25 protein-coding genes are annotated in these 25,052 nt (G+C 71.1%); 3 read left to right on the plus strand and 22 right to left on the minus strand.

The window, feature by feature from the left end; genetic code table 11:
• Nucleotide 1: 1 nt before the first annotated feature.
• Nucleotides 2-223, minus strand: coding sequence for a hypothetical protein (locus ACQP1K_RS14800; protein ID WP_433496264.1), 222 nt, complete (start codon nt 221-223; stop codon nt 2-4).
• A gap of 192 nt (nt 224-415) precedes the next feature.
• Between ACQP1K_RS14800 and ACQP1K_RS14805 the strand changes: the two genes are divergently transcribed.
• Complete coding sequence (locus ACQP1K_RS14805; RefSeq protein ID WP_433496265.1) at nt 416-1,441, plus strand: zinc-binding dehydrogenase; 1,026 nt, start codon at nt 416-418, stop codon at nt 1,439-1,441.
• A gap of 506 nt (nt 1,442-1,947) precedes the next feature.
• Nucleotides 1,948-2,184 (plus strand): hypothetical protein, encoded by a 237-nt coding sequence (locus ACQP1K_RS14810; RefSeq protein WP_433496266.1) that lies wholly within the window; start codon nt 1,948-1,950, stop codon nt 2,182-2,184.
• Nucleotides 2,185-2,424: 240 nt separating this feature from the next.
• Here the strand turns inward: ACQP1K_RS14810 and ACQP1K_RS14815 are convergent, their stop codons facing one another.
• From ACQP1K_RS14815 to ACQP1K_RS14905, 19 genes are all read right to left on the minus strand, one after another.
• The gene (locus ACQP1K_RS14815) at nt 2,425-3,480 is read right to left on the minus strand and encodes an FUSC family protein (protein WP_433496267.1); all 1,056 of its coding nucleotides are present in this window, start codon (nt 3,478-3,480) and stop codon (nt 2,425-2,427) included.
• A 255-nt stretch (nt 3,481-3,735) separates the two neighbouring features.
• Nucleotides 3,736-5,892, minus strand: a complete 2,157-nt coding sequence (locus ACQP1K_RS14820; RefSeq protein ID WP_433496268.1) for a CotH kinase family protein — start codon at nt 5,890-5,892, stop codon at nt 3,736-3,738.
• The gene (locus ACQP1K_RS14825; RefSeq protein WP_433496269.1) at nt 5,883-6,713 is read right to left on the minus strand and encodes a polyphosphate polymerase domain-containing protein; all 831 of its coding nucleotides are present in this window, start codon (nt 6,711-6,713) and stop codon (nt 5,883-5,885) included. The genes ACQP1K_RS14820 and ACQP1K_RS14825 overlap by 10 nt, the downstream gene beginning before the upstream one ends.
• Complete coding sequence (locus ACQP1K_RS14830; RefSeq protein WP_433496270.1) at nt 6,710-7,309, minus strand: DUF4956 domain-containing protein; 600 nt, start codon at nt 7,307-7,309, stop codon at nt 6,710-6,712. Before ACQP1K_RS14830 ends, ACQP1K_RS14825 begins: the two co-directional genes overlap by 4 nt.
• Before the next feature lie 638 nt (nt 7,310-7,947).
• The gene (locus tag ACQP1K_RS14835; protein ID WP_433496271.1) at nt 7,948-8,292 is read right to left on the minus strand and encodes a helix-turn-helix domain-containing protein; all 345 of its coding nucleotides are present in this window, start codon (nt 8,290-8,292) and stop codon (nt 7,948-7,950) included.
• A gap of 71 nt (nt 8,293-8,363) precedes the next feature.
• A complete protein-coding gene (locus ACQP1K_RS14840) occupies nt 8,364-8,912 on the minus strand; it encodes an SPW repeat protein (protein ID WP_433496272.1) in 549 nt (182 codons plus the stop codon).
• A 384-nt stretch (nt 8,913-9,296) separates the two neighbouring features.
• Nucleotides 9,297-10,022: an alpha/beta fold hydrolase gene (locus ACQP1K_RS14845; protein WP_433496273.1), complete on the minus strand. Its 726-nt coding sequence runs from the start codon at nt 10,020-10,022 to the stop codon at nt 9,297-9,299.
• Nucleotides 10,023-10,192: 170 nt separating this feature from the next.
• Nucleotides 10,193-10,945 (minus strand): 4'-phosphopantetheinyl transferase family protein, encoded by a 753-nt coding sequence (locus tag ACQP1K_RS14850; protein ID WP_433496274.1) that lies wholly within the window; start codon nt 10,943-10,945, stop codon nt 10,193-10,195.
• Nucleotides 10,942-11,238, minus strand: coding sequence for a hypothetical protein (locus ACQP1K_RS14855; RefSeq protein WP_433496275.1), 297 nt, complete (start codon nt 11,236-11,238; stop codon nt 10,942-10,944). The genes ACQP1K_RS14850 and ACQP1K_RS14855 overlap by 4 nt, the downstream gene beginning before the upstream one ends.
• A gap of 15 nt (nt 11,239-11,253) precedes the next feature.
• Nucleotides 11,254-11,457: a hypothetical protein gene (locus ACQP1K_RS14860; RefSeq protein WP_433496276.1), complete on the minus strand. Its 204-nt coding sequence runs from the start codon at nt 11,455-11,457 to the stop codon at nt 11,254-11,256.
• 274 nt (nt 11,458-11,731) lie between these two features.
• Complete coding sequence (locus ACQP1K_RS14865; protein WP_433496277.1) at nt 11,732-12,718, minus strand: hypothetical protein; 987 nt, start codon at nt 12,716-12,718, stop codon at nt 11,732-11,734.
• 43 nt (nt 12,719-12,761) lie between these two features.
• Nucleotides 12,762-13,571 (minus strand): TIGR03084 family metal-binding protein, encoded by an 810-nt coding sequence (locus tag ACQP1K_RS14870; protein ID WP_433496278.1) that lies wholly within the window; start codon nt 13,569-13,571, stop codon nt 12,762-12,764.
• 39 nt (nt 13,572-13,610) lie between these two features.
• A complete protein-coding gene (locus ACQP1K_RS14875; protein ID WP_433496279.1) occupies nt 13,611-14,588 on the minus strand; it encodes a carboxymuconolactone decarboxylase family protein in 978 nt (325 codons plus the stop codon).
• A gap of 4 nt (nt 14,589-14,592) precedes the next feature.
• Nucleotides 14,593-16,248, minus strand: coding sequence for a GMC family oxidoreductase N-terminal domain-containing protein (locus ACQP1K_RS14880; protein WP_433496280.1), 1,656 nt, complete (start codon nt 16,246-16,248; stop codon nt 14,593-14,595).
• The gene (locus ACQP1K_RS14885) at nt 16,245-16,811 is read right to left on the minus strand and encodes a DUF5987 family protein (RefSeq protein WP_433496281.1); all 567 of its coding nucleotides are present in this window, start codon (nt 16,809-16,811) and stop codon (nt 16,245-16,247) included. The genes ACQP1K_RS14880 and ACQP1K_RS14885 overlap by 4 nt, the downstream gene beginning before the upstream one ends.
• 100 nt (nt 16,812-16,911) lie before the next feature.
• Nucleotides 16,912-17,958, minus strand: a complete 1,047-nt coding sequence (locus ACQP1K_RS14890) for a methyltransferase (RefSeq protein ID WP_433496282.1) — start codon at nt 17,956-17,958, stop codon at nt 16,912-16,914.
• Nucleotides 17,955-19,451, minus strand: coding sequence for a cytochrome P450 (locus tag ACQP1K_RS14895; RefSeq protein WP_433496283.1), 1,497 nt, complete (start codon nt 19,449-19,451; stop codon nt 17,955-17,957). The genes ACQP1K_RS14890 and ACQP1K_RS14895 overlap by 4 nt, the downstream gene beginning before the upstream one ends.
• Before the next feature lie 9 nt (nt 19,452-19,460).
• Nucleotides 19,461-19,727: a hypothetical protein gene (locus ACQP1K_RS14900; RefSeq protein ID WP_433496284.1), complete on the minus strand. Its 267-nt coding sequence runs from the start codon at nt 19,725-19,727 to the stop codon at nt 19,461-19,463.
• 18 nt (nt 19,728-19,745) lie between these two features.
• Nucleotides 19,746-20,612: a formylglycine-generating enzyme family protein gene (locus ACQP1K_RS14905; RefSeq protein ID WP_433496285.1), complete on the minus strand. Its 867-nt coding sequence runs from the start codon at nt 20,610-20,612 to the stop codon at nt 19,746-19,748.
• A 201-nt stretch (nt 20,613-20,813) separates the two neighbouring features.
• Here ACQP1K_RS14905 and ACQP1K_RS14910 point away from each other — a divergent pair, with 201 nt between their 5' ends.
• Entirely contained in the window at nt 20,814-21,404 is a 591-nt protein-coding gene (locus tag ACQP1K_RS14910) for a dihydrofolate reductase family protein (protein WP_433496286.1), read from the plus strand.
• Nucleotides 21,405-21,467: 63 nt separating this feature from the next.
• Here ACQP1K_RS14910 and ACQP1K_RS14915 read toward each other — a convergent pair whose 3' ends face one another.
• Together ACQP1K_RS14915 and ACQP1K_RS14920 are read right to left on the minus strand one after the other, a co-directional pair.
• Entirely contained in the window at nt 21,468-22,910 is a 1,443-nt protein-coding gene (locus ACQP1K_RS14915) for an acyl-CoA carboxylase subunit beta (RefSeq protein ID WP_433496287.1), read from the minus strand.
• Nucleotides 22,911-23,073: 163 nt separating this feature from the next.
• A complete protein-coding gene (locus ACQP1K_RS14920; RefSeq protein ID WP_433496288.1) occupies nt 23,074-24,861 on the minus strand; it encodes an FAD-dependent monooxygenase in 1,788 nt (595 codons plus the stop codon).
• Nucleotides 24,862-25,052 lie beyond the last annotated feature (191 nt).

Raw genomic sequence — 25,052 nt, forward strand, 5'->3', positions numbered from 1 at the left:
GTCACTGCTCGCGCAGGCGCGCCAGGTCGCTCTCCATCTTCGCCATCACCAGCTGGTACCCCTCCCAGCCGTACAGGCGGACCAGTTCGCACTTCATCCGGAGCGTCTCCTCACGCACCGCCTCCGGGCCGTTCCGGCGTACGGCGTCGAGCGCGAGCCGCGCCTGCCGTTCTCGTTCGCTGTGGCCGGGAAATTTTTCGCTCCGGATATCAGGAGTAGGCATGGGGTCGTGCCCTCTCGCGTTTGGGGTCGAACGGTGCCTACGTCTGACGCTCGAAGACGGCGGTAGGTTGACCGCCCCGTGAAATCCGATCAGGTTGTTTTCCGGCCTGATCACAAGCATCGCACGGACCCTCGGCCGCCGGGCCGCCGACGCCTCGGCCAGCTGGACCTTGTTAGGGCTATCATCCCCTTGATGCGTACTTTGAAAGCAAGTGTGGCCAGGCTTCACGGCGTGGGCGACATCCGCCTGCATGAGGAGCCGCCGCCCGTTCCCGGACCCGGGGAGAGCGTGGTCCGGGTCACCGCCGTGGGGCTGTGCGGCTCCGACCTCCACTGGTACGGCGAGGGCGGCATCGGCGACGCCGTGCTGGACAAGCCGCTCGTCGTCGGGCATGAGATGGCCGGTGTCATCGAGGGCGGTCCCCGGCACGGGCAGCGGGTCGCGGTGGACCCCGCGATCCCCTGCGGCGGATGCGCCGTCTGCGAGACGGGCTACGGCAACCTGTGCCCGAACGTACGGTTCGCCGGGCACGGGAAGCTCGACGGCGGCCTGCGCGAGCGGATGACCTGGCCGTCGGAGCTGCTGCACCCGCTGCCCGACGCCCTGTCCGACGCCGACGGCGCGATGCTCGAACCCCTGGGCGTGGCCGTCCACACGGTCGATCTCGGGCACGTACGGCTCGGCGCACCGGTCGCCGTCATCGGGTGCGGCCCGATCGGCCTGCTCGTCGTCCAGCTCGCCCGGCTCACCGGAGCCTCCATGGTGGTGGCCGTCGATCCCCTCCCCCACCGGCGGGCCGCCGCCCTGCGCGGCGGGGCCGATCACGCGCTCGCCCCCGAGGAGGCCGGGCCGGGCTTCTGGGCCGATCTGGAGGGAATGGGCGCCCAGACGGCCTTCGAGGTGGCGGGCAACGACGACGCGGTGCGGATCGCGCTCACCGCGGCGCGGCCCGGTGGCCGGGTCGTGCTCGCCGGCATCCCCGACGAGGACCGTACGGCCTTCCCCGCCGCGCTGGCGCGGCGCAAGGGCCTCACGCTCGCGCTGGTGCGCCGGATGAACCTCACCTATCCCCGGGCGATCCGCCTCGTGGAGAGCGGGAAGGTCGACGTCTCGTCGCTGGTGACCGAGCGCTTCCCGCTCTCCCGCGTGGCCGAGGCCTTCCCCGCGGCCGTCTCCCGCCGCGGCCTCAAGGTCCTCGTCGAGCCGAGCGGCGCCTGAGCGGTCCACCGGCCGCCGAGAGGCTCGCGCACCGGTCGGTCGGCTCCTCGATCGGAGTCCCGCACGGCCGCGAAGGTGACGTCGCGGCGACGCCGGCCACTCCCGGGAAGGGCGCACACGGCCTGGGCGCATCGTCGCCCCCGGAGATCGACCGGGCCGGCGCGTTCCGAATCGACGAACCCGTGTAGCCGAACGCGCCTCCGTACGATGCCGGGAGATCGGCTTACCCCGTCGGCGCCGTCTACGAGCCCGCCGAAACGGCGGTCACGCGAAAAGCAGATGCTCCTCTCGATAGAGAACCCTCAAATCGGACATTGAGGGATAAATCAGTCACAGACGGCATATAAGTGCTCTTATGTTAATAAGGTGGGCCAAAACGGCGCAGATCAGCGTTTGTCGCCAGCATGATCAGGAAATTATGACATCGCGGGGCGATGGCCACTTAACGGCCATCGGGTCGGTTTCACCGTAAATCAGGCACATGATCCTTTCGAGGGGGACTCATAATGCCCAAGCTCAATAAGGTCATCGCCAGGCTCGCACTCAGCACCGCGCTCGCCGGTGGCGTTCTCACCATGGGCTCCACCGCGGCAAGCGCGACCACCGCCCCCGCGGAATGGGGCTGGGGCGGCGCCTGCGGCAGCTCCTGCGACACCGCGGACTGGGACAACATCGTCTGGGACATCTTCGTCGCCGGCAACTGCGGCAACACCTGCCTCGGACGGGACGGCTGGTTCCACTAGAAGAACGACCCTCGGCGGCCGGTGCCCGGCACTCCCCTCCCCCGGCCGGGGAGGGGCCATCCCGCCATACCGTGGCAGCAGGCGCGCTTCCAGCGCCGGCGGCCGCCGCCGCGGCAGCCGCACCCGCACGTGCGGCCCGCGGATCGCATCACGCCGAGTAATCATTCGGTAACCCACAGCTGTGGATTCGGTTGTGGACAACCACGTGTACGGCCGTCGCGGCCGGTATGCTCTCGTCGCTCAGGCCGGCTCGTTCAGCGGGGTCAGCGCGGCCGAGGCCGTGTCGTGATCCATCCCGGTGGCCTGCAGCAGATCGACGGCGATGGAGCGCAGCTGCGCGATGGTGACATTCGCGGAGAATCCCAGGTTCTTGGGCCGCTCCCGGGCGGCGACGGCGAGCAGTGCCTGTCTGGCCAGCATCGGCTCGCGTCCAGCCGCCAGTTCGAGCTGGAGCAGCAGCGCCGCCTCCGAGACCTCGCGCAGCGACTCGGCCAGCGCGGCCGGCGGCGGGCTGGACTCCCCCAGCGCCGCGAGCGTGCGGCGGACCAGCACCCGTGCGTTCCGCAGCGCGAGATCCACCGGCACGGCGGCGGTCTCGTACCTGGCCAGTCTGCTCCGATGATGCCGGCGCAGCGGCGAGATCCTGATGATCTCCCTGCTGTTCGCCAGCGCGGCCGCGAGCTCCTCGACCGAGGTCTGGGTCCTGCGTCCGCGTTCCAGGGCCTCGGCGGCCAGGTCCATGTCGCCCTTCTCGATCGCCTCCGCCGCCTGTTCCAGCACGGTGGAGAAGGCGTCGAGCACGCCGGACAGACGCTTGCCCGCGATGGTGAGCGGGCTGGCGGGCAGCAGCGCGACCGCCGCGACGCCGATGACGCCGCCGGTGAGCGCGTCGATCATCCGGTCCAGCCCGCCGGCGTCCTCACCCGGCACCACCATGGTGACCAGCACCGCGGACGACCCGACCTGCGATATGAACAGCTCGCCGCTGTTCAGCAGCCCCGCGACGCCCATCGCCAGCGCGACAACGAGCGCCATCTGCCAGGGGCCCGAGCCGATCCAGGACACCAGCAGGTCGCCGATGCCCACGCCCAGACTGACGCCGACCACCAGCTCGACCAGCCTGCGCAGCCGCTGCCCGAGCCCCACACCCACGCAGATCATCACCGCGATGGGCGCGAAGAGGGGACGGGCGTGACCGAGCAGATGAACGGCGACGACCCAGGCCAGCGCGGCGCCCACGGCACACTGCGCGATGGAGGGCACGATCAGGCCGAACGTGCCCAGCCGATTCCTCACTTGATCATTAAGCCAATCTCGCACTCCTCCACCTTGACCAATTTTTATGACAGGGAGATCACATTTGTCCCGACTTATTCCGATTCGAACCATTCGGCGAGCGGATCGGCGAGCCGGGCAGCGGGCCTCCGGATGCTCACCGGCAGCGGCCACAGGCCCGGGGGAAGACGGCCGGCCGGCACGGCACGAGGCGGATCCGGGAACGGCGGCGTACCCGGCGCGGGGCGCGGTGCCGGGTACGCCCGTCGATCGGCGTCAGCTTCCCGCACAGGTGAGCGCGGGTGTGCCGGCGTTCCCCGTGGACGACCCGAGGAACCCGAACGTGGTGCTGGCACCGGCTGCGAGCGAGCCGTTGTAGGACACGTTGCGCGCGGTGACCGCGGCCCCCTGGCTCGTGACGGTCGCGTTCCACGCCTGGGTGATCGTCTCCCCGGTGGAGAGAGTCCAGGACACGGTCCAGTTGCTGATCGCCGTGGCGCCGGCCGTGACGCGGACCTCACCCTGGAACCCGCCGGGCCACTGGTTGATCACCGAGTACGTCGCGGTGCACCGCGCCCCGCCGGGCGAGGGGCTCGGGCTGGGCGACGGACTCGGGGAGGGAGACGGACTCGGCGACGGCGTGGGGCTCGGTGTCGGTGTCGGTGTAGGCGTGGGCGTGGGAGTCGGGGTCGGGGTCGGCGTCGGGGTCGGCGTCGGGGTCGGCGTGGGAGTGGGCGTGGGGGTCGGGGTCGGGGTCGGGGTGACCGTACCGCCCCATCCCGCGGTCGAGTCCAGCCAGGCCGCGCGGCGCAGCGTCCAGTCGCGCATGTACTGCACCTGGCCCTGCCAGGTGGACGCGGTCGGGGTGAAGAAGAAACCGATCATCGATGTCGTGAGGTTCGGCCAGCGCTGGAAGTTGCGCTGCGCGGCGTTGGTCAGCGGCCCGGCGAGCGCGTCGATCCTGGCCTGCACGGCCGAGTCGGAGAGCAGGCCGCGGCGCAGCTCCTGCCAGCGCGCCCTGACCTGGTTGACGAAGGCCGGATCCCGCATGAGCTGGTTGAACCAGTCGTTGGCCAGCGGCTGCCGGGTCTGCTGGTACTGCCAGCCCGAGGTCTGGTCGTTCTGGAAGAACCCGCCCACCCCGAAGGTGAGGTCGTAGTCCCACAGCGGGCCCGCGAAGATCTTGGTGTCCCGGTCCTTGTGGAAGTAGGCGCTGCGGACGTAGGCGTCCATGTTCCGGCTGAGCTCGTAGACGATCAGCTGGTCGATGAAGGAGTCGACGTCGATGTACGCCCGGTAGCCGGTCTCCGGGTCGGCGAAGTCCGGCCCGTGCAGCACGTCGTGGAAGGTCTGGATGTAGTCGCGCAGCCAGTCCTTCTGCTGCTGCTGCAGCGGCGAGGGATCGACCACCTCGAGGTAGTTCCAGCAGGTGCTCGACGAACCGCTGCACGGCAACGTCGGCTCCTCGGCGGCCATCCACTCGAACTTCCAGATGTAGCCGCCCTGGATCTTCGGCAGCGTGACGTCGTCCTCATCGAGCTGTTTGAGGTCGAGCCGGTTCTTGCTGTTCTTGATCGTCTCAACGATCATGTAGACGCCCATGTAGTCCTCGGCGCCCACCGAGGTGCCGTCGGTGTTGAGGTAGAACTCCACGAAGCGGTATCGCGGCGCGTACAGGCCCATCTCCCTGCCGAGGTCGTAGACGAAGGCCTCCCGGATCAGCGACTTGTCGGGGAACGGCCCGCGCAGCACCCAGTCGGAGTCTTCCGGCATGCCGAGCACCGGGTAGTCGGCGTCGTCATCCTCGTTGTCCCGGAACTCGATGCGGTACGGCGTCTTCGCGAACGTGGCCGACGACTGCCCCCGCAGCTTGAATCCGGCGCGGGTGGCCACGGCCGGGGTCGCGGCCAGCGAGGTCGTCCCGCCGCCCGGGTCGAAGATCATGGCGGCGGCGTCGAAGTACTCCCGGTCGGGCTTTCCCTTGCCGTACGAATCGAGCACCATCACCGGCAGGTCGTGGGCCGTGGTGGTGCCGCGAGCGACGTACAGGGCCGTACCCGGCGCGCCGGACGCGGTCTGACCGATGAACGCCTGGGCCCTGAGCTGGGTGGTGCGGGTGAAGCGCAGCGGGGTGCCCTGGTAGAGCGCCGACTGCTCGGTGGGCGGCTTCCCGTCGGTGGTGTAGCGGATCTGGGCGCCGCTGATCGCGGTGCTCAGCGACACGCTCACCTCCCCCTGGAAAGTGCCGCTCGGCACGGAGAAGACGATGTCGCCGACCAGATCGTCGGCCGCGCTCGCCGCTGCCGCTGCGGCGGCGCCCGCGGCCGTGGTCTGGGCGGACACCGTGTCCGCCTGGGCCGATGACGGGGTGAGGAGCCCCGCCAGTAGCACGGCGGCGGCCGCGACCACCGTCGTGCGATGGGTTAGACGCACGATGTCTCCTGTTCGGGTCGGGGGGAGATGGTCGGTTCCGGGGCGGCCGGCGACGCGGCGCCGCGGAAGTGGCGGCGCAGCGTCCGGCGCCATGGCACATCGGGCAGGTCCAGGCGGAGCGCGGCCAGGCCGGTGGCGTACTTGGAGATCCGGGCGGGTCTGATCCCTCTCCGCCACAGCATGCGGTCGACCGTCGTGGCGGCCGAGGCGGTTTTCGTCTCGACCACGGCGAGGCCGGGCAGCCGCAGCGTGGCGGTGCCGTCCCGCCAGGTGAGCCCGGTGTCGATGGTGACCCGGCTCGCGGTCTCCGGCAGCAGCAGGGTGGCGCGCCGGTATTCGGTGACCAGGACAGGGTCGAGTGCACTCCCGGCCGCGGGGCCGATCGACTCGCGGACGAGCGCTTCGTCCACGAAGTCACGTCCCGGCCGCACGGTGCCGCTGTCCCACGGGTGGTAGGGGAGCCGGTGTTTGGTGGTGCTCCCCCGCGCGCCGCGGATCTTGACCTCCAGCCAGCACTGTTCCGAGTCGACGTAGGTGCGGGTGCGCACCTTGAAGCGCCGGCGCCTGCGATACGCCGTGCAGTGGTAGCTGGCCAGTTGCGGAGTGTCGAAGTACACCGACTTGTAGCGGAAGGTGCGTCCGCCGTCGATGTCCAGCACCCGGGCCTGCGGCGCGAGCTGCTCCAGCAGGCGGGGCAGCACCTCCGTCGGGACGACGTACTTGCGGTCCACCCTGGTCTGCAACGCGGCTCGGTCGACCAGCTCGGCGACCCCGACCGGGGCCAGCCGCGCCAGCTCCGGCACGATGGGCGTCGTGCTCATCGGCGTGCTCCCGAGGCCACGGGCGCGCCGGGCTCGGCGGTCAGGCGGTCGGTCAGCGCGTATCGGACGTCGACGAGGGTGGTCTCGTTGACCAGGTCGAGCCGCTGGACGGTGACGGCGTGCACCCGGGCGTGCAGTACCTGTTCCAGGTGCGCGACGAGTGCGACGTGGTCGGTGATGGCCGAGTCGAGCACGAGGATCTGATGCCGGTAGTTCCGGAACAGCCGCCGGTGGTCGCCGAGGAACATCACCACGAGGATGAGCACCATCAGGCCGCCGCTGAGCCAGACCGAGGTGGTGCTCAGCGCGCCGAGGATGCCCAGCGCGAGGGCGGAGAAGTAGTACGCCACCTCGTGCTGGTCGAGCTCCGTCGAGCGCAGGCGGATGATGGACAGCACGCCGAACAGCGCCAGCCCCAGCCCGAGCCCGGCGCCGACGTTGCTGGCGCTGAGCGCACTCGCCACCGCGAGGACGCCGACATTGACCCCCAGATACGCGACGACCAGATCGCGGCGGCGGTGTCGCGGGAAGTAGAGCCCGAAGACGAGCAGTACCACCGCGCAGATATCGATCGCGAACAGGACGAGCTGTGACATGCGTTCGTTCCTCCTGAGCCGCTGCCGGGGTTGGCCGGACACCGCCCACTTCCTGGCCGGGTCCGCAGGACAGGCGACCGAAAAATTTCGGTCTTTTGGATAAACTTTCGGGAACTTGCCCGGAACCATAGATGAATGTCAGGTGTCGAGTCAATGAACTTCCGAGGCGCGCATGCCGGTGCTCACCGCATGCGCAACCGCCCGATACTCTTCGTGTAACCGTCCGCTGACGCCGTCACGTGCCGAAACGGCGAACTCGCCCGGTACGACCCGGTCACCGGTCGACGACCGGCGCCATCCAGCGAGAGCAGAGAGTGACGCAGAGACGGGTGGGTGCGTACCACCGGGTATGAAACTTTCGTCGAAGTCCCCGAAACACGTCAACCGAAGACACGGGCCTACGGGCGGCGGCGTGATCCGTCGTGATCCGGCGCGCCGGCCGGACACGAACGCCGGCGCCGCGGGTGGAGAGGGAGGGAGGCGGGGGACACAGCGGGGAGAGCGACACGGTGAACGGTCCCGGCGTCGGGCGGCTCCGGGGAGACCCGGCGCCGCCTGACCCCGCTGGACGACCCGGCCGGCTCCGTCATCGAGGTCATCGAGCACGTCCGGCCGCCCGGTTTCACCGAGATCATGATCTATGTGGCCGGCCTGCGGCCGCTTTGCCCCGTGCCCGTCTCCCGGCCGGTGCCACACGCGCGGATGACCGGTGCACGGATGGCCCATACGCGAATGGCCGACGCGCGGGTGACCAGTGCGCGGGTGACCGATACGCGGGTGACCGGTGCACGGATGGCCGCCGTGAGCCGGAGGCTGTGAGCCGGCCGCTCCACCAGTACCGCCCCGGCGTCCTCCTCTGGCCGGGCGAGCTGATGGGAGACGGCGGAGGGCGACAGCCGCAGGCTCCGGGCGGCTCCGGCGATGCTCCCCGGCCCTGAAAGACCTCGAGGAGCACCTTCAGGCGGTTGCTGCCGAGCATGCACCGTGCAGGGCAGACCGACCAGTTCCTAGCAGTCGCTGCAGATCTCTACCCGATTCGGCTTTCCACGGGTCTCTACCAGTTGCCGGTCCGGTGACCGCCGCCGCCACCAACGCGCTCGCCGCCACGCCCCTGGTGACGGAACGCCAGCGCCATGGCCAGCGCCGCCGCGCCGAGCAGCAGGATGATGATCCCGGTCACCACGTTGTTCCAGATCGTCCCGGCCGTGAGCGCCGAGGCGCCCGGTCCGGGCAGTCCCGGGGTCGCGGGCATCCCGGGCGTCGCCGCCGGCGTGAGAGTGCGGCCTCCCCGCACCACCCACGGTGAGACGAGGGTCCAGATGCCGAGAAGCGGGAGCAGCCAGCTGATGCCGTAAGTACGGCCGAAGGCCGACGCGCACGCGAGCGCGAGGGCGGCGACCGACAGCCCGACGACCAGGTTGCTGACGGCGAGTCCCGAGAAGCGGTCGAATCCCACGATCCAGGGTGAGAGGGCCAGATAGAGCCCGCTCAGGAAGGTGAGCCCGTCGACGATCTGGGCGGGGGTCGTCGACCCCACCCGGTCGTACGTCTGCCGGAGTTCCGCGAAATCGGGATGGCGCTCTAAGCCGGTGGGTCGAACCATGTCCGTACCGCCTTCCTGCTGGTTTGGACGAACAATCGCGGCCCTACCCGCCCTCATCTCCCCATTCTCTAAAATTTCCAATAAGCACGTCTATTCTTGGTTTGGCAGCGGGAAAGGCCGGCGTAGGCCGCGTCCCGCCCGCGCCGGCGACCATCGCGCCGGCAGGTCCGGCCGGAGATCACCACAGGGCGGCGTCGCCGGAGGACACGCCACATCGGGCGACCCGGTCTCCGTCCCGGCCTGTCCCGGCCTGTCCTTACGGATGCCCTCGCCGCTCCGGAACCGCGAGGTAATGGATCTTCCACCGCTCCGCCGATCCCGGGCGATCCCGGGCGATCCCGGCCATGCTGTACGGCGGCCCGCCGCCCGGCGTGCGACCGCCGGTCACACCCGGTCGGCCACGGCCGCCAGCAGCGCCACGAGCCGGTCGGGCGCCGAGACCATCGGCCAGTGACCGGTGTCGAGGGTTTTGAAGGTCCAGCCGGGCTCGGCGCGCAACGCCGAGACGTCGACGGAGACCTGCCCGCCGAAGTGCTCCTTCTCGCATATGACGTAGGTGGCGCGCAGCGAGGACAGCGGACGGGTCAGGACGGCCGGCTCGGCGACCGTACGCCCCGGGTGTCCCACGAAACGATCGGCGAGCCACCGGGCCTGGCGGAAGGTCAGGTCCTGCCCGTCGGCGACCACGGTGGCGTCGGGGGCCGGCCACCGGCCGCGGTTGCCGGCGATCAGACGCATCTCGTCGGCGCGCTGGCGCTCGGGGAAGGCCTGCAGCATCGATCTACCGTGGTGCGGCAGGAATCCCTCGACGAACACGGTGTGCGCCACGCGCTCGAAGGCCTGGTCGGCCACCTGGCCGGCCACGATTCCCGAATAGCTGTGGCAGACCAGGATGGCCTCGCGCGTCTCCTCGGCCTCCAGTGTCGCCAGCACGTCCTGGACATGGGTGGCCAGACCGATGGCCGACACGTCCGCGTCATCGGAACCGGCCAGCCCAGTCAGGGTGATCGCCCGGACCCGGTGCCCGAGGTCGCGCAGGCCGCGGGCGACCGGTTCCCACACCCAGGCGCCCATCCAGGGGCCGGGGATCAAAATGAACGTCGTGCTCACGGAAGGTCGATTCCTCTCCTGGTGCAGGTCCTGGCGCGGGCGACAGCAGGACGCCGCGTCGGACCGGGAGGACCGCCGGCGCGTCGGACGGCGACTTTCTTCCGTCATTCAGCAGCCTCCCGCCCTGCCTCGTCAAGGGTCGTCGAGCCTCGTCGGGCTTCTCGCGCTCATCAGGCGGCGGTGACGGCCACGGCCGACCGTGCGGTGTGGAGCCGACCGATGTACGACTCCGCCACCGACACGGCGTCGTCGGTGATGACCGCGAGAGCGCCGGCATATCCGGCGCCCGGGTGCAGGAGCCGGATGCGCACGCCGCCGGGCGGGATGGTGAGCGGCCATCTCAGCAGCGCGGGCGCCGGGTCGAAGGGACCGGTCATCTCGACCTGCTCCGGCGGGATCCGCAGCCCATGCCCAGTGGCCTTGAGCACCGCCTCCTTGCGCACCCACAGGCCGGTGAAGGCGGCATGGCGTTCCCGCTCGGGGACCGCCTCGACGGCGAGGCTCTCGGCCGGGGACAGCGCGCAGCGCGCGAGGTCGTCGAACGAACCGGCGGGCACGGCCTCGACGTCCACGCCGAGCGGCCCGGCGGTGGTCAGGGCCACGCCGACCCGGTCGGCCGAATGGGTCACCGAGACGTGCAGCGGGGTGTCGCGGATGTGCGGCTTGCCGTGCATCTTCGCGCATCCCGGGCATCGCCGGTCCACCGAGACCTCCCCCGGCTCGATGCCGAGCTGACGGGCCGTCACCGTGCGCAGCAGCCAGGCTCCGGTGAGATATCTGCGGCGGTCCTGCTCCCGGTGGAACCGTCCGGCCCGGTCCAGTTCGCTCTCGCTGAGCGTCTCGGTCAGCGTGCCGATCGTCTGCTCCCAGGGATCGGCCCACCACACCCGGCACTCCCCTGCCCGCACAACGGGGGCGATCATCTGATTCCCTCCTCGGGTTCGCAACGGTCGTCGGCGGTCACCGGCCGGCAGCTCACCAGCCGCCAGTGCTCGTTTCCGGGATCGGCGAGGATGCCGAGCACCTCGGCGCGAATACGCGCCGAGGTGAGCGCTCCGCCGGCGTAGACGCGAATGACGACCTCCCCGGTCGCTTCACGCAGGTCTTTCCGCCACCCGCCGGGCAGCAGCGCCATGATCCTGATCCCGTCGACCGGTGAGTTCCGTACGGGCTGCCCGGACGCGCGGCGGATGGTCAGCTCAACCTGCGGCTCCATCGCCGTCATGGTCTGCTAGTCCCAGGTGGTGCCGTCCGAACCGGCGGCGGCCAGGGGCGACGGCGCGTCCCAGGTGGTGCCGTCGCCGGCGGCCAGGTTCACGCCGACGGCGAAGGCCACCCCGGCGGCGAGGGTCACGGCGAAGGAGGCGGAGACAATGGCCGCCGAAATCCTGGCGACAATGGGTAAATCAGGCGGCGAGGTGATCCGGTCGTCCATTTCCAGTCACTCTTCCCGGGATTGTCGAAGTGCCTTCTCACCCACTCTGCGCTTTCACGCCGACCGTCTCCAGGCGGAACGGCAGCAGCAAACTGCCTCACCTCTGCAACTTGCTGTCAGGAAGCGTGCGGGCCGGAAAGCACAAGGCCTCCGGCCCGGGCGGTCTCCGGTGGAGACCGACTCGAGAGCCGGAGGCCTCACGTGCCGGCGGGCACTCGCCGCCGGGCACGGAGCGGGCGTTGAGAGGGCACGCCGCCGAGTCCGGGTCAGTCCGTCAGATCCAGTTCTCCTCCTTCGCGCGCAGCGCCGCCTGGAAACGGTTGGCCGCGCCCAGCCGGGCCATCAGATCCGCCACATAGCGGCGGTAGGTCCGTACCGACACCTTGATCTCGCGGGCGGCGACCTCGTCCTTGTCCGCGGTGGCCAGCACCTTGAGCACCCGTTTCTCCAGTTCCGAGAGCAGCGGGGGTTCCGCGGACGGCTCGGTGAACTCCCGCAGGTCGGTGGCCGACTCCCAGACTCCGTCGAAATAGGCGACGAGCTGGGAGACCAGCCCGGGTTCCCGGACCAGCAGCGCCCCTCTGGAGCTCTCCTTCGGATGAATGGGGACGACAGCGACGCTGCGGTCGAACACCACCATCCGATCCATGGGCTCCTCGGTGATGTGCACCTGGCCGCCCAGGTTGACCAGGTCACGCAGATAGGCGGACATCAGCGGGTCGTCGAGCGCCTCGGGGTGATAGACCGCCTTCACCTCGAGGCCACGGCGCAGCGAGCGGGTGTCCAGGGGAAGCGCCGTCTCGATGGCGCCCCGCGAGAGCGGGCCGCCGGGATGCAGGCACAGCGTCTCCTTGTAGGAGAAGAAGCCCAGGTCGTCCAGCCGCTGCCGGACCTGGTCCAGCCCCTCCACCCGCTCGATGTCCAGGGCGGTGGCCGTCTGCTCCCCCTGCTGCCGGTCCTTCACGAAGACCGAGATGGCGTCCCGCGCCGCGAGAACCCGGCGGATCTCCGCGTTCAGTTCGTCGAGGCGGCGTTCCACCAGTCGTTCCACGCCGATCCTCGGGTCGGCGGCCACGACCCTGTGCCGGTCGCGCAGGTCGAGCAGGGACAGGCGCTCCAATGCCTCCACCGCGTCCTCCACCGCGTCCGGGTCGAGGCCGAGAGCCTGACGAGCCGCACCCACTCCCTCCCCCCGGTTCCGCAGAAAGTACCGATAGATCTCCACATACCGGGGCGAGAGACCGATGACGGAAACGTCCATCACACCTCCCCGCACATACCACGATCGGTCCTCGTGACGCGCCTCAGTCGCCGTGCCGGAGCCCCGCGAACTGCCCCGGGGTACGGCCCGCCCCGGCCGGGCCACGGTAGGCCTGCGCGATGTCCAGCCAGTGATCGGCCTCCGCGCCGACGGCGGTCACCGCGAGATCGTCGCGGTGCCTGCGCCTGGTGACGAGCAGGCAGAAGTCGGCGGCCGGCCCGGTGATCCGCTGCGCCGCGTCCGGCGGGCCGAACTCCCACAGCTGTCCCGACGGCGCGGTGAGCTCGAACCGGAACACGGCCTCCGGCGGAGTCAGCCCCCGGGCCTCATAGCCGAAGTCCCTGGTCAGCACCGCGAAGCCGCACAGGTGGCGAATGCGGTCCGTCCGCTCCATGCGCACCCCGAGCGCGTCGGCGACGTCCTGCCCGTGCGCGAAGACCTCCATGATCCCTGCGCACGCGAGCACGGCCGGCGGCAGCGGATTGACCAGCCACGGCACCGTCTGATCCGGCGGGACGGCCGCGAGCGCCTCCAGCGTGGTCGCCCGCTGGTCCCGCCAGCGGGCGAGCAGTTCCGCCGGCGTGTCACCGGCGTAGTCCGCCAGCGCCGCGTTCACCGCCGCGTCGAAGCCCACCTCGGCTGCCCGGGCCGTCATGGCCTGGAACGCCCGCGGGTCCGCCGCGGCGGCCCCCGCCAGCCGGAAGACGAACGTCAGGTGCGCGATCTGGTCCGCCACCGTCCATCCCGGCGCCGGCGTGGGCAGCGCCCACTGCCCGGGTTCGAGATCGGCCACCAGGCGGTCCACCTCGTCGCCCTCGATCGCCAGGTCTTTGAGCACTTCATCCAATCGCATGGCCTGTTTCCTCTCTGGACTTCAAATTTCGTTCAGATGTCAGCGCAAGGCGTACGGCGAGCGGGCGCCCACCCGGCGAGCGGCGGCCATGCTCGCCCAGGCCGTCAGCTCGATGAGCTCCCGGTCGCCGGGCACGTCCCGGCGGAACTCCTCGATGACCTGTCCGTCGACCTGGTAGGAGGCCAGCGCGGTCAGCAGCGCCAGCCGCCCGGCGTGCCGATCGGCCCGGGGCAGCCCGGCCACCGCCTCCGCCGCCCATGCGCGGCTCGGCCCGGGGGCGGCGCCGTCCCACGAGCCCAGCCGTTCCGTCACCAGCTCGCGGACCGGACCGGGCACGCTGCGCCGGCCGGCCGCCTCGATGGCGGCGGCGGCCCGGCCGAAGGCGCCGGCCAGGTGCGGAGAGCCGGCCGCCCAGTGCAGATCGCCCGGCAGCGGGGCCTCTGGCAGCAGGTCGAGCGAATCGCCCGGCGCCACCGAGCGGCGGGCCGGCAGGCCCATGATCAGGCTGAACAGCCGCAGGACAGCGCCGCGCGCTCGGGCCGGTACCTGCGGCGGCAGCGGTGAGGCGCCGAGGAAGACGTTGACCATGCGGTTCAGGTATTCGAAGGTCGTCGCGACGCCCGCGAGCTCCTCGCCGAATCCGGCGCCGGGCGACGCGGCGGGGGGCGCCTCCCGCGCCGGATCGCTCCCGCCCAGCCCGCGCAGCGTCGCCCGGTGCACGTCCACGCAGTAGGGGCAGGCGTTCGCGGCCGAAACCCGGACCGCGACCGCTTCCCTCGCCCGCCGGCCGGCCCGTCCCCCGGCGAGCAGCGACTCGCGCAGCATCAGCCAGCAGGCCGCCAGGCACGCTGGGGCGGGCGAGTGCAGCGCAACGGGTGGCGCGAGCATGCCGAAGTCCCTGGTCATCTGGGCGTAGACCCGGGCGACGAGATCCGGTGCGGCATCCGGGCGCACCGGGGTGACATGGCGGACCTGGTCCAGTGATCCCCGCATGAGGCGGGTGAGCAGGGCTCCCATCGCGCTAGTCGCGGAGAAGGGCCGGCACCAGCCCGGCGGCCCCTCGCCGGGCGGCGGTGCCGCCGCTCGGGGCCGGCGCGCCGTACACGACGTCGACTCCGCGCTCGCGCGCCGCCCGTACGATGCCGGGTACGGCGCGCTCGGCGAGCGCGGCGATGGTCATCGCGGGGTTGACGGTGAGCGCCCCCGGCACCGCCGAGCCGTCGGTGACGAAGATGCCGGGATGTCCGCGCAGCTCGTGCCCGTCGTCGAGGGCCGACGTCGCCGGATCGTCGCCGATGCGGCAGGAGGCCAGCGGATGAACGGTGTAGGCGCCGACCACGTCGTTGGTCCATGCCGTCACCGTGGCCAGCCCGTCGCGCTCCAGGATGTCCTTCACATCCGCGTCCGCCATCGCCCAGGCGCGCAGCGTGTTCTCGGTCGGCCGGTACCTGAGGCGGCCGACGCCGAGCATCTGCTGGGAGATCCGGTCGGCGTTGCCGGCGACCGGCGGCGGGCCGAACACGCCCTCGTTGTCGTCTTCGATCATCTGGAAGATGATCAGCCACGACTGCCAGCGCCGGAGCATCTCCTTCTTCTTCACGCCGAACCAGGTCGGGCCGTCCGGGTCGGCCACCTGAGCGAGGATCGTGCCGAGGCCGGGCGGGAAGTAGAGCTGCTCCAGGGAGTAGCGGGTGTATTCGGGGAGGGAGCCGTCGAGCCGGTCCCAGTTCGCGACGGTGGGGCCCTTCCCGATCTGGTTGGCGGCGTAGCCCAGGCCGTCGGCACGGGTCAGCCCGAGCACCTCGCGCACCCGGTCCTCGTTGAGCACGGCGGTGTTGAGCCGCTCTCCGTTGCCGGAGAAGTATCGGCCGACGGCGTGCGGCATCGGGCCCAGTTCCGTCTCGCTGCGCTGCAGGATGACGGGGGTGGCCCCGGCTCCGGCCGCGAGAATGACGATCTTGGCGTCGATCGTCCCGCTCTCGACGCGGACGCGGTAGTCCTCGGCGTCGATGACGTCGTAGTGCACCCGGTAGGAGCCGTCGTCGTTCCTGGAGATGCGCTGCACCTCGTGCAGCGGCCGGATCCGCGCCCCGTGAGCGAGGGCGGCCGGGAGATAGTTGAGCAGCAGCGACTGCTTGGCGTCGAACCGGCACCCGGCCATCATCCAGTTGCAGTTCGTGCAGCTGCCGCGGTCGATGGCGGCCGGGACCGGGTTGGCCGTGCGGCCGGCGTGGTCGCAGGCCGCGGCCCACAGCCCCCCGGCGTAGGTGACGTCGTCCCAGCCCTGCTTGGTGATCTCGATGGACTCGGCCACCCGGTCGTACCACGGTTCCAGCGTGTCGCGGCTGAGGGAGGCCGGCCACATCCGCCGCCCGATGCCGCCGCGTCGCTCGAAGACGAAGCGCGGCGCGCGGGGCATCGCGGCGAAGTAGACGACGCTGCCGCCGCCGACGCAGTTGCCGCCGAGCACGCTCATCCCGTCACCGGCGACGAAGTCGAAGATCCTGGTGTACGAAGAACCGAGCTTGAAGTCGTGCTCGAACTCCTCGCTGTTCAGCCACGGCCCGCGTTCGAGCACGACGACCCCGGCGCCGCCGGCCGCGAGGTGGTAGGCGGCGATCGAGCCGCCGAAACCGCTGCCGACGACGAGGACGTCCGTACGTTCCGAACTGCTCATGCGGGGCTCCCTGAGGGGGTCGTGTCCGGATGCGTGCGAGCCAGCGGCCTGCCGTAGGAGAACGCGGGGAAGCGCCACAGGCCGTCGGCGCCGGGCCTGGTGATCCCCATCGCGGTCAGGCCGGGGTGGCCCGCGGCGATGGCCTCGGCCGTGGGCAGGTGGGCCGCGGAGTCGAAGGCCATGTTGCTGAAGAGGGTGAGCAGCACCCAGAACTCCTTCTCCGGGTGTTCCGGCGCCACCAGCCGCGCGACGAGGGCGGTGCGGTGCTCGAAGGAGAGCGCGACGAACGGCGGCACCGAGGCGTCGAGGTCCAGCCCGTGCTCGCCGGCGTAGGATCGGGCGTGGTCGTTCAGCAGGCGGACGTAGTCGTCCAGCCCTCCGGTCACCCCGGTGGCGTCCCACTCCAGCAGTTCGAGGGCCCCCGCCGCCACCGCGCCGCCGCCGGGGGCGACGCCGGCGACGGCGCGGTCGCCGGGGAACCGCTTCTCGCCCGGGACGATCGTGTCGGCGAACGCCTCCAGGGTCATCGTCTTGACCTGATTTCCGGCCGAATCTCGCGACATGGGCGCCCTCTCTTCTTCTTTCGGCACAGGTCGGTCAATTTCATAGTCCGGGCCTTGGCGAGTCCGGTGCATCTTCCGCATTGCCGGGGCCGGAGCCGGCCTATTTGTGGCCGACGACGAGCGCGTGGCTGAACCCCATGTCCTGGTAGCGCTCGACCCGGGAGAATCCCGCGGCGAGCAGCGCCTGCTCCATGTCCCGCGGCGAGTAGACCATGCCCTCCCCGGAGGCGAGCGTGAGAAAGTACGGCGACAGCAGGCCCGCGCTCATCGACCCGGTCCCCTCGTCGTCGGACACGAAGTTGTAGACCAGGCAGGTGCCGCCGTCCGGCAGCGCGGCGTGGCACTTGCGCAGCAACTCGGTGTTCCGCTCCAGCGACCAGATCTCGAATATGTGGAAGAACAGGATGGTGTCGGCCCCCTCGGGAAGCGGATCGGTGAACAGGTCACCGGCCTGGAAGCGGATCCTCCTCCGCAGGCCGGGGTCCTCGATCCGGCCGGCGGCGAGCCGGGTCACGCTCTCCTGGTCGAACACCGTGACCTCGAGGTGGGGGTGGCGCAGGGCGAGCTTGACGCTGTTGGTGCCGTCGCCGCCGCCGATGTCGACGACCCGGCGCGCCCCGGAGAAGTCGTACCGGTCGAGGATCTGGTCGAAGGCGTTGCGTGAGGCGTCGCCCATGTTGGCGTAGAAGACCTCCTGCAGCTCCGGGTGCGCGGTGAGCCGCTCGTACAGCGTCGTACCGGGGCCGGTGAGGTGGCGCAGGCCCACGTTGGCGCCGGCGCGCACGGACGCCGCGAGATCCCCCATGCTCGCGTTGATGACCCTGGCCTGCATGTCGACGAGCGGGCCGAGGAAACGCGGGCTGGACTTGAGCAGTTTGCGCCGGACGAGGTCGCCGTTGACGTAACGGTCACCGCGCTTTTCCAGCAGGCGCAGGGAGGTCAGGCCGAGCAGCAGGACGCGGGCGGGTTGCTCGCCGGTCCCGATCGCCGCCGCGACCTTCGCCAGATCCATGCCGCCGCTGGACTCGAGGATCTCGAAGAGATCGAATTCGAGGCCCGTGCGCAGCAGTTCGAACGCGGTGGTGCCGTGAATGATGATCCTGAGGTAGTCGGCGTCCCGGACGACGACGTCGCGGTCGGTGGTCATCGCTGCTCCTGGGAGGGGTGCGTAGCGCTCGCGGGGGGAGACTCATCGGCGCCGTGCGCCGGGCGCGGCCGCTCGGGCGGCCGGGCCCGGACGGCCATGGGCATGCCGCCGCGCGCGCGCAGCGACAGCATGGGTTCCGGGACCACCGTCCGGCCCGGCTCCAGCACCAGGCGCAGCTCGCGGGCGACCATGGCGATGACGAAGACCGCCTCCATCATGCCGAGGTTGCTTCCGACGCAGACCCGGGGCCCGGCGCCGAAGGGAATGTAGGAGTACCGATGGCGGCCGGCCGGCCGCTCGGCGTCGAAGCGTTCCGGGGCGAAGGCTTCCGGGTCGTCCCAGAAGGCCGGGTGCCGGTGCAGGGTGTAGGGACAGACCAGCACGTCCGCGCCGGCCGGCACGTGATAGCCTCCGACCTCGTCGTCCGCCTGGGCCTGCCGGGGGAGGATCCACACCGGCGGATACAGCCGCATGGCCTCCTGGACCACCATCGTGGTGTAGGACAGCCGGCGCAGGTCGTCGTAGCCGGGCAGCCTGTCCCCGAGCACCTCCACGGCCTCGGCGTGCAGCCGCTCCCAGACCTCCGGATGCCGGTCGATCAGGAAGAAGCTCCAGCTCAGCGTGCTGGCTGTGGTCTCGTGTCCGGCCAGCAGGAGGGTGACGAGCTCGTCGCGCATCCGCCGCTGTCCCACCGCGACGTCGGCCTCCCGCCCCGCCGAGGCGATGAGCCGGGACACCACGTCCTCCCCGTCGCCCGGGTCGGCCCGCCGCGCCGCGACGAGCCGGTCGACCACCTGCTGCAGCTGCCGGCGCGCCGCGCGGAACCGCAGCTGCTTGGGCAGGGGCACCCACATGGGCACGGCTCCCAGGGACACCATCTCGAACATCGCCTGGTCCTGCACGGCCTCGAAGGAGTGCCCGATGGACTCGAACACGCTGAGGTCGGCGTTCAGCAGCGTGTGCCCGAGGACGCCCAGCGTGAGCGAGGTCATCTCCCGCGTGATGTCGACCGGGCCGCCGCCGTCGCGCTCGCGCAGCCGGGCGACGACCTTCGCCACCTCGCCCGCGACCACGTCGGCCTGCCCGGCGATCCTCCGGTGCTGGAACACCGGCTGGATCACCTTGCGCTGCTTGCGCCACAGCGCGCCCTCGCTGGTGAGCAGTCCGTCGCCGAGGGCGCGGCGCGCCTGGGCCAGGCCGATGCCCTTGTGGTAGTTGGCGGCGTTGTCGGCCAGCACGTGCTTGGCGTGGTCGGGATGGTTGAAGAAGTACAGCGTCTTGGGACCGATGCGGAGCCGTACGGCGTCGCCGTACCGCGCAGCGGCGGAGGTCATCAGCGTGAGCCGGTCGGTGACCAGCTTCCAGAACAGGCCCGGGGTCGCCAGGAGCGGTGGGCCCGGCGGGGTCCGCCGGGAAGACCGGCGCGGGTCGTGTCGTCCCGGGCCGGGCGCCGTCCGGTCCGCACGCGTGGAGTGCTGGTCGGTGAGGCTCATCGGTGCCGCTCAGCCTCCCGCCATCGCCGTGAGGATGGTGAGCGTGCTACCGGCCTCGACCACCGTGGTGTCGCGCCGATGCCGCGGCACCAGATCGTCGTCGAGACAGAAGTTGACGTACGTCAGCGGCTCGGCGTCGGGCCCGAGCAGCCGCCGCCGGAAATCGGGATTGTCGGTCGTGAACTGCCTGATCACCGCGGGCAGCGGTCCTTCGATGCCTTCGAACTCGGTCCGTCCGTCCGGAGCCCAAACCGACGGCACAACGATCTTCACCATGGTCCCTCCCGTGTCGCGCTACTCGTCCCCGGCGCAGCGGAACCCGTGCGCGAAGGACGACCATCCAGTCGGATCACCGTGCATCCGTTCGCTGCAGCGAACCTGGTAGCGAAAGTTCATCCATGAGCCGCCGCGGATGACCCGATAACGACCCATCGCCATCCGGACGCTGGGATCGCAGCTCGTGCCGGGGGCGTAGAGATGCGAGAGCGTGGACGTCCACTCGTACACGTTTCCCGCCATGTCGCCGCAGCCGAACGCGCTGTCACCGCGCCGGGAGAACGAGCCCACCGGCGTGGTACGCGGAACGGGCCCGTTCTCCGCGCAATTCACCGCCCACCATTTCCGCCACTCATCGAGCGTGCTCAGCGGACCGGCGTGTAACTCGGCGGTGTTCGCGTTCCGCTCGTCCCAGGTGAGACCCCACGGCCAGATGCGGAAATCGGGGCCCCGGGCCGCGAACTCCCACTCGGCCTCGGTCGGCAGCCGCTTGCCTGCCCATCGCGCGTAGGCGGCGGCGTCCTGCCAGGAGATGTGCACGACCGGGTGGTCCCCGGCCTGACCGCCCTCGGTGCCGGGGCCGCCGGGGGCACGCCAGCACGCGTCGCGCTGTTCCAGCCACCCCTGCTCGCCGTAGACCATGCCGAATCCACGCCGTTCCGCGTCGGTGCGGTAGCCGGTGGCGCGCACGAACTCGCCGAACTCGTCGACGGTGACGGGGTGGCGGTCGATCCGGTACGGCCGCAGCCGCCGGTTGATCTGCGGTGTCTCGTCGGCGAACCAGATGCGCGGTAGCGGCTGGTCGGAGCAGTCCAGCCATTCGATGAGCCAGGGTGGTGATCCCTGGAGGAAGGTCCCTCCGGGAATCCGTACCATCTCCCCCATCCCGCTCTCCCATCGCGTGCCGGGGCGCGCCGCTCTCCATGGCACCGGCGCGTGAAGGTGGGTTCATCATCATCGCCGCGGCGCGGACGGCACATCTCGCCAATTGCGCTGTTCCAATCGAGCGCGCGCCGGCCGTCCAATTGCTTACGATGCCGTAGCAGTACGCGACCCGGTTTCCGTGTCGCCAGAAAAGGAGAGCAAATGCGAAAAATCATCGTTTGCACCATGATTTCCCTGGACGGTTACTATGAGGGCCGGGGCAAAGACGTGATGGCCCTGCCGTTCGACGAGGGGTTCAGCGCCTACAATCTCGAACGCCTCCGTGCGGCCGACACGCTGCTGCTCGGACGCACGTCGTTCGAGGGATTCCGCGGTTACTGGCCGCCCATAGCCGACGATCCGGGGGCGCCGCCCATCGAGCGGGAGATCTCCCGCCACAACAACGCCATCGACAAAGTCGTCGTCTCCGACAGCCTGACTCCCGGGGAGACCGCGCCGTGGCACAACACCCGCATCGTCAAACGGTCCGGCGCCCGTGACGAGGTCGCCGAGCTCAAGCGCAGGCCGGGCAAGGAGATCCTCGTCTTCGGCAGCCACCTGATGTGGAACGACCTGTTCGCCGCCGGCCTGGTCGACGAGCTGCATCTCATGGTCGGCCCGGGATTCGTGGGCGGCGGCACCCCCGTGTTCGAGGGACGCTCGCCCGTACGGCTGCGCCTGCTGGAGAACCGGCGCCTGGACGGCTCCGAGCTCGTCCTCCTCCGGTACGGCACACTCGGCCAGGGCGGCTGACCCCGCCCCTGTCGCGCGGCCGGCCGGTCACCACGAGATCACGGATGGGCCGGTGGCAGGGTCTCACAACGGGATGTTGCCGTGTACGCCCCGGGCGGGGGCCGCGGCGGAGATCGTCCGGGCGATCGCCCGCCGGGTCCGCGACGGCCTGATCACCTCGTCGACCACGCCGAGCTCGCGGGCGCGATCCAGCCCGCCGACGACCGTCTCGTGCTCGGCCGCCAGCCGTTCCTCCAGAGCCGGCCGGTCCTCCTCCGGCGTGGCGGCGAGGCGGCGCCGGTGCAGGACGCGGACAGCGGCGACCGACCCCATCACGGCGATCCGGGCGGTCGGCCAGGCGAACACGCGGGTCGCACCGAGCGCGCGGGAGTTCATCGCGATGTAGGCCCCGCCGTACGCCTTGCGGATGACGAGCGTGACGCGGGGAACGGTGGCCTCGGCGAACGCGTGGAGCAGCTTGGCCCCCCGGCGGACCACCCCGTCGTGCTCCTGCCCGACGCCGGGCAGATAGCCGGGCACGTCGACCAGGACGATGAGGGGCACCCCGAACGCGTCGCACATCCGCACGAAACGCGCCGCCTTCTCCGCGGCGGCCGCGTCCAGACAGCCACCGAGCCGCAGGGGGTTGTTGGCGACCACCCCGACCGTGCGCCCGCCGAGCCGGCCCAGGGTGGTGACGATGTTCGGCGCCCACCTGGGATGGAGTTCCAGCGAGCTGTCCTCGTCGAGGATCCCGGTGACGATCGGCAGGATGGAGTAGGCGCGCCGGGGGTTGCCGGGCAGCCGGTCCCCCAGGTCGGCGTCCTCGACCTCGGCCAGGTGCGTCCGCCCCTGACGACCCAGCAGGACCGCGATCCGCCGCCCCCTGAGCAGCGCGTCCGCATCGTCCTCGGCCACGATGTGGACGACTCCGCTGCGTCTGCCGTGGGGTTCTGGACCGCCCAGCGCGGCCATGTCGACGTCTTCACCGGTGACGCTGCGCACCACGTCGGGGCCGGTGACGAAGAGCCGCCCGGATTCGGAGAGGATGACGACGTCGGTCAGGGCGGGCCCGTAGGCGGCTCCCCCGGCCGCCGCGCCGAGCACCACGGAGATCTGCGGCACGATGCCGGACGCCCTGGTCATCGCGGCGAACACCCGCCCGACTCCGTGCAGGGAAGCGACCCCCTCGGCCAGTCGCGCACCGCCGGAGTGCCAGAGCCCGATGATCGGGATGTGCCGCCGCAGTGCCTGGTCGTAGGCTTCGGCGATCGCCTCGCAGCCGTCGGCCCCCAGGGCCCCGCCCTGGACGCGGGGGTCGGTGGCGAAGGCGACGGCGGGCATCCCCTCGATCCGGCCGGTGGCGGTCAGCACACCGGCCCGGTCGTCCTCCTCCGTGAGCAGACGGACGGTGCCGAAGTCGAACAGCGATTCCAGCCGTACCCGCGGATCACGTGGGTCCGCCGCGGTCCGGTCGCGGCTCCCTCCCTCTGCGGCGGTGACGGCGCTACCGTCGAGAACGGTCACGGCGGATCTCCTTCGGAGGTGCGTTCTTGCGAATCCACGATGGCCGGGAATACCGCTCGTCCCATGGCGTGGGACGGAAACGCCGGCGATCGCGGCGAGAGACGGGAACACATCAGCAGCCGAATCACCGCTGATATCGATCAGGGTCCGGAGAAGTCGGCGGTCACGGAAGACGATGTCGTTTCAGCAAGTTGCCGGGCGATGGCAGCTTGCTGTACGCCGGCCGGGCGTGACCGGCGACCGCGACCAGATCGATGCGGCCGGACACCAGCCCCACGTGGATCCGTGTCGGCCAGGGATCCGTGTCGGCCTCCCGCGCCAGGTCCAGCGCCCAATCCGCCGGCGCGTACACCGCCACGGGCAGGCCGGCCTCGACGCGGACCCGGGCGGCGTGCCGGAGCATCTCATCCCAGCACAGCTCGACCGGCCGCCCGGGGCGCAGCAGCACGCCGTCCACCCGGCGGCGCCGCAGCAGCCGGGCGCGCTCGACCAGGGCGTCGGCGGCCGCCGTCCACTCGGGGCCGTCCGGACACGCCAGCTCCACCAGGCACGGCGTGCCGGGCTCACCGGCCGCCGGCTCGGCGTCCGGCGGCAGCAGCCTGCCGACCACTCCGTACGGCGCCGCCTCCGCACCGGCGGCCTCGCCCGCGTCCCCGCGCACGAGTACCAGCCCGCTCGGAACCGGACCACTCGGCGTGTCTGGGGGCACCGTGACCAGCCGGTTGGGCAGGCGCACCGACCCGAGCCGCAGCGGCACCCCGATCGCGTTGCCCGGCCTCGCCCCGGCCGCCGCGCCGGCCTCCTCGCGGAAGACGGCCTCGGCCTCGTCGATCCGCTCGGGGCAGCGGCGCCGCAGGCCCAGATAGCTGATGGCGCCCGTGCGGGTGAGGAAATGCACGCCGAACTGCGCCGGAGGCAGGCCCAGGCGCCGGCCGTAGGATTCCCACCAGGTCATGCTCGGTTCGGCGAGCCGCTGGGTGCGGGCCACCGGGCCGCGCCTGGCCCGTTCGTAGGCCTTGAACGCGGTGGCGTTGTCGTCGTGCGTGCTCAGCGCCCCGGCGAGCGCGATCGCGTCCTCCAGCGCCATCTTCGTGCCCGAACCCACGGTGAAGTGCGCGGTGTGCGCGGCGTCTCCCAGCAGCACCGTGTCGCCGTCGGACCAGCGCTCGTTGCGCACCACCCTGAACCGGCCCCACCTGCTGCCGCCACCGACCAGCCGGTGGCCGCCGAGGTGACCGGCGAAGATCCCGGTGAGCAGGTCCAGCCCGGCCTCGCCGATGGGTGCGGCGGGATCAGGACCGGCCAGCCCCGCCCTGCGCCACGTGGTCTCGTCGAGCTCGACCACCACCGTGCTCATCCCCGCGCCGTACGGATAACAGTGCGCGGCCATCGGGCCGAACTCCGTCTGGACGAAGGCGAACGCGGTCACGTCGCCGAAGTCCGCCGTGCTGCCCAGCCAGATGTACCGCGCGCGCCCGGTCCGCACGCTCGTCCCGAAGGCCCGCCGCCGGGCCGTACGGTGCGCGGAGTGTGCGCCGTCGGCGAGGGCGACGACGTCGGCGTCCAGGTCGCCGACACGCACCTCACGCCGGAAATGGAGCCGAGCCCCGACGTCCTCCGCCTGTTCCCGCAGGATCGCCAGCAGTTCGTGCCTGGACACCGACAGCAGGTCGAAGCCGTCGTAGCGGAGCGTGGCTGCCGGCAGCCGCATCTCCACCCCCGACACCGCCACCCCCGCCGCCGTCATCCGGCGATGGGTCCCGGGGTCGTGCCGGGCCAGCCCGCGCAGGGTCCGGTCGGACAGGCTCACGCCGAAGCCGGACACCTCGTCACGCCCGTCGCGCTCGTACACGTCGACGACGGCGTCCGACCGGGTCAGGCCGATCATACGGGCCAGGAACAGGCCCGCCGGCCCCGCGCCGACCACGGCGACACGCTTGCCGGTGCTCATCTCTCCCCCTGCCCCCGCCCCTCACCGATGGCGCGAGACGCCGCCGGAAACGGGCGGTTTCCGCGGATATTCCGACGACCATGGTCGGCGGTGACATCGGACACCGGCCAGCGGACGGGGGGACAACGGCACGATCGGATAACCGGCCGGCGTACTCGCCGTGCTCCCCCGGGGATCCGGCGGAAATCCGG

Source organism: Sphaerimonospora sp. CA-214678 (assembly GCF_050942215.1).
Taxonomy (GTDB): domain Bacteria; phylum Actinomycetota; class Actinomycetes; order Streptosporangiales; family Streptosporangiaceae; genus Sphaerimonospora.

Excerpts from the sequence above, each read along its gene's own strand:
- ACQP1K_RS14860 (WP_433496276.1), bottom strand. The coding sequence starts at position 11,457 with ATGGACGACCGGATCACCTCGCCGCCTGATTTACCCATTGTCGCCAGG.
- ACQP1K_RS14855 (WP_433496275.1), bottom strand. The coding sequence starts at position 11,238 with ATGGAGCCGCAGGTTGAGCTGACCATCCGCCGCGCGTCCGGGCAGCCC.
- ACQP1K_RS14895 (WP_433496283.1), bottom strand. The coding sequence starts at position 19,451 with ATGAGCCTCACCGACCAGCACTCCACGCGTGCGGACCGGACGGCGCCC.
- ACQP1K_RS14810 (WP_433496266.1), top strand. The coding sequence starts at position 1,948 with ATGCCCAAGCTCAATAAGGTCATCGCCAGGCTCGCACTCAGCACCGCG.
- ACQP1K_RS14870 (WP_433496278.1), bottom strand. The coding sequence starts at position 13,571 with ATGCGATTGGATGAAGTGCTCAAAGACCTGGCGATCGAGGGCGACGAG.
- ACQP1K_RS14905 (WP_433496285.1), bottom strand. The coding sequence starts at position 20,612 with ATGGGGGAGATGGTACGGATTCCCGGAGGGACCTTCCTCCAGGGATCA.
- ACQP1K_RS14900 (WP_433496284.1), bottom strand. The coding sequence starts at position 19,727 with ATGGTGAAGATCGTTGTGCCGTCGGTTTGGGCTCCGGACGGACGGACC.
- ACQP1K_RS14825 (WP_433496269.1), bottom strand. The coding sequence starts at position 6,713 with ATGAGCACGACGCCCATCGTGCCGGAGCTGGCGCGGCTGGCCCCGGTC.
- ACQP1K_RS14830 (WP_433496270.1), bottom strand. The coding sequence starts at position 7,309 with ATGTCACAGCTCGTCCTGTTCGCGATCGATATCTGCGCGGTGGTACTG.
- ACQP1K_RS14805 (WP_433496265.1), top strand. The coding sequence starts at position 416 with ATGCGTACTTTGAAAGCAAGTGTGGCCAGGCTTCACGGCGTGGGCGAC.
- ACQP1K_RS14840 (WP_433496272.1), bottom strand. The coding sequence starts at position 8,912 with ATGGTTCGACCCACCGGCTTAGAGCGCCATCCCGATTTCGCGGAACTC.
- ACQP1K_RS14865 (WP_433496277.1), bottom strand. The coding sequence starts at position 12,718 with ATGGACGTTTCCGTCATCGGTCTCTCGCCCCGGTATGTGGAGATCTAT.
- ACQP1K_RS14800 (WP_433496264.1), bottom strand. The coding sequence starts at position 223 with ATGCCTACTCCTGATATCCGGAGCGAAAAATTTCCCGGCCACAGCGAA.
- ACQP1K_RS14850 (WP_433496274.1), bottom strand. The coding sequence starts at position 10,945 with ATGATCGCCCCCGTTGTGCGGGCAGGGGAGTGCCGGGTGTGGTGGGCC.
- ACQP1K_RS14875 (WP_433496279.1), bottom strand. The coding sequence starts at position 14,588 with ATGGGAGCCCTGCTCACCCGCCTCATGCGGGGATCACTGGACCAGGTC.
- ACQP1K_RS14910 (WP_433496286.1), top strand. The coding sequence starts at position 20,814 with ATGCGAAAAATCATCGTTTGCACCATGATTTCCCTGGACGGTTACTAT.
- ACQP1K_RS14890 (WP_433496282.1), bottom strand. The coding sequence starts at position 17,958 with ATGACCACCGACCGCGACGTCGTCGTCCGGGACGCCGACTACCTCAGG.
- ACQP1K_RS14880 (WP_433496280.1), bottom strand. The coding sequence starts at position 16,248 with ATGAGCAGTTCGGAACGTACGGACGTCCTCGTCGTCGGCAGCGGTTTC.
- ACQP1K_RS14920 (WP_433496288.1), bottom strand. The coding sequence starts at position 24,861 with ATGAGCACCGGCAAGCGTGTCGCCGTGGTCGGCGCGGGGCCGGCGGGC.
- ACQP1K_RS14885 (WP_433496281.1), bottom strand. The coding sequence starts at position 16,811 with ATGTCGCGAGATTCGGCCGGAAATCAGGTCAAGACGATGACCCTGGAG.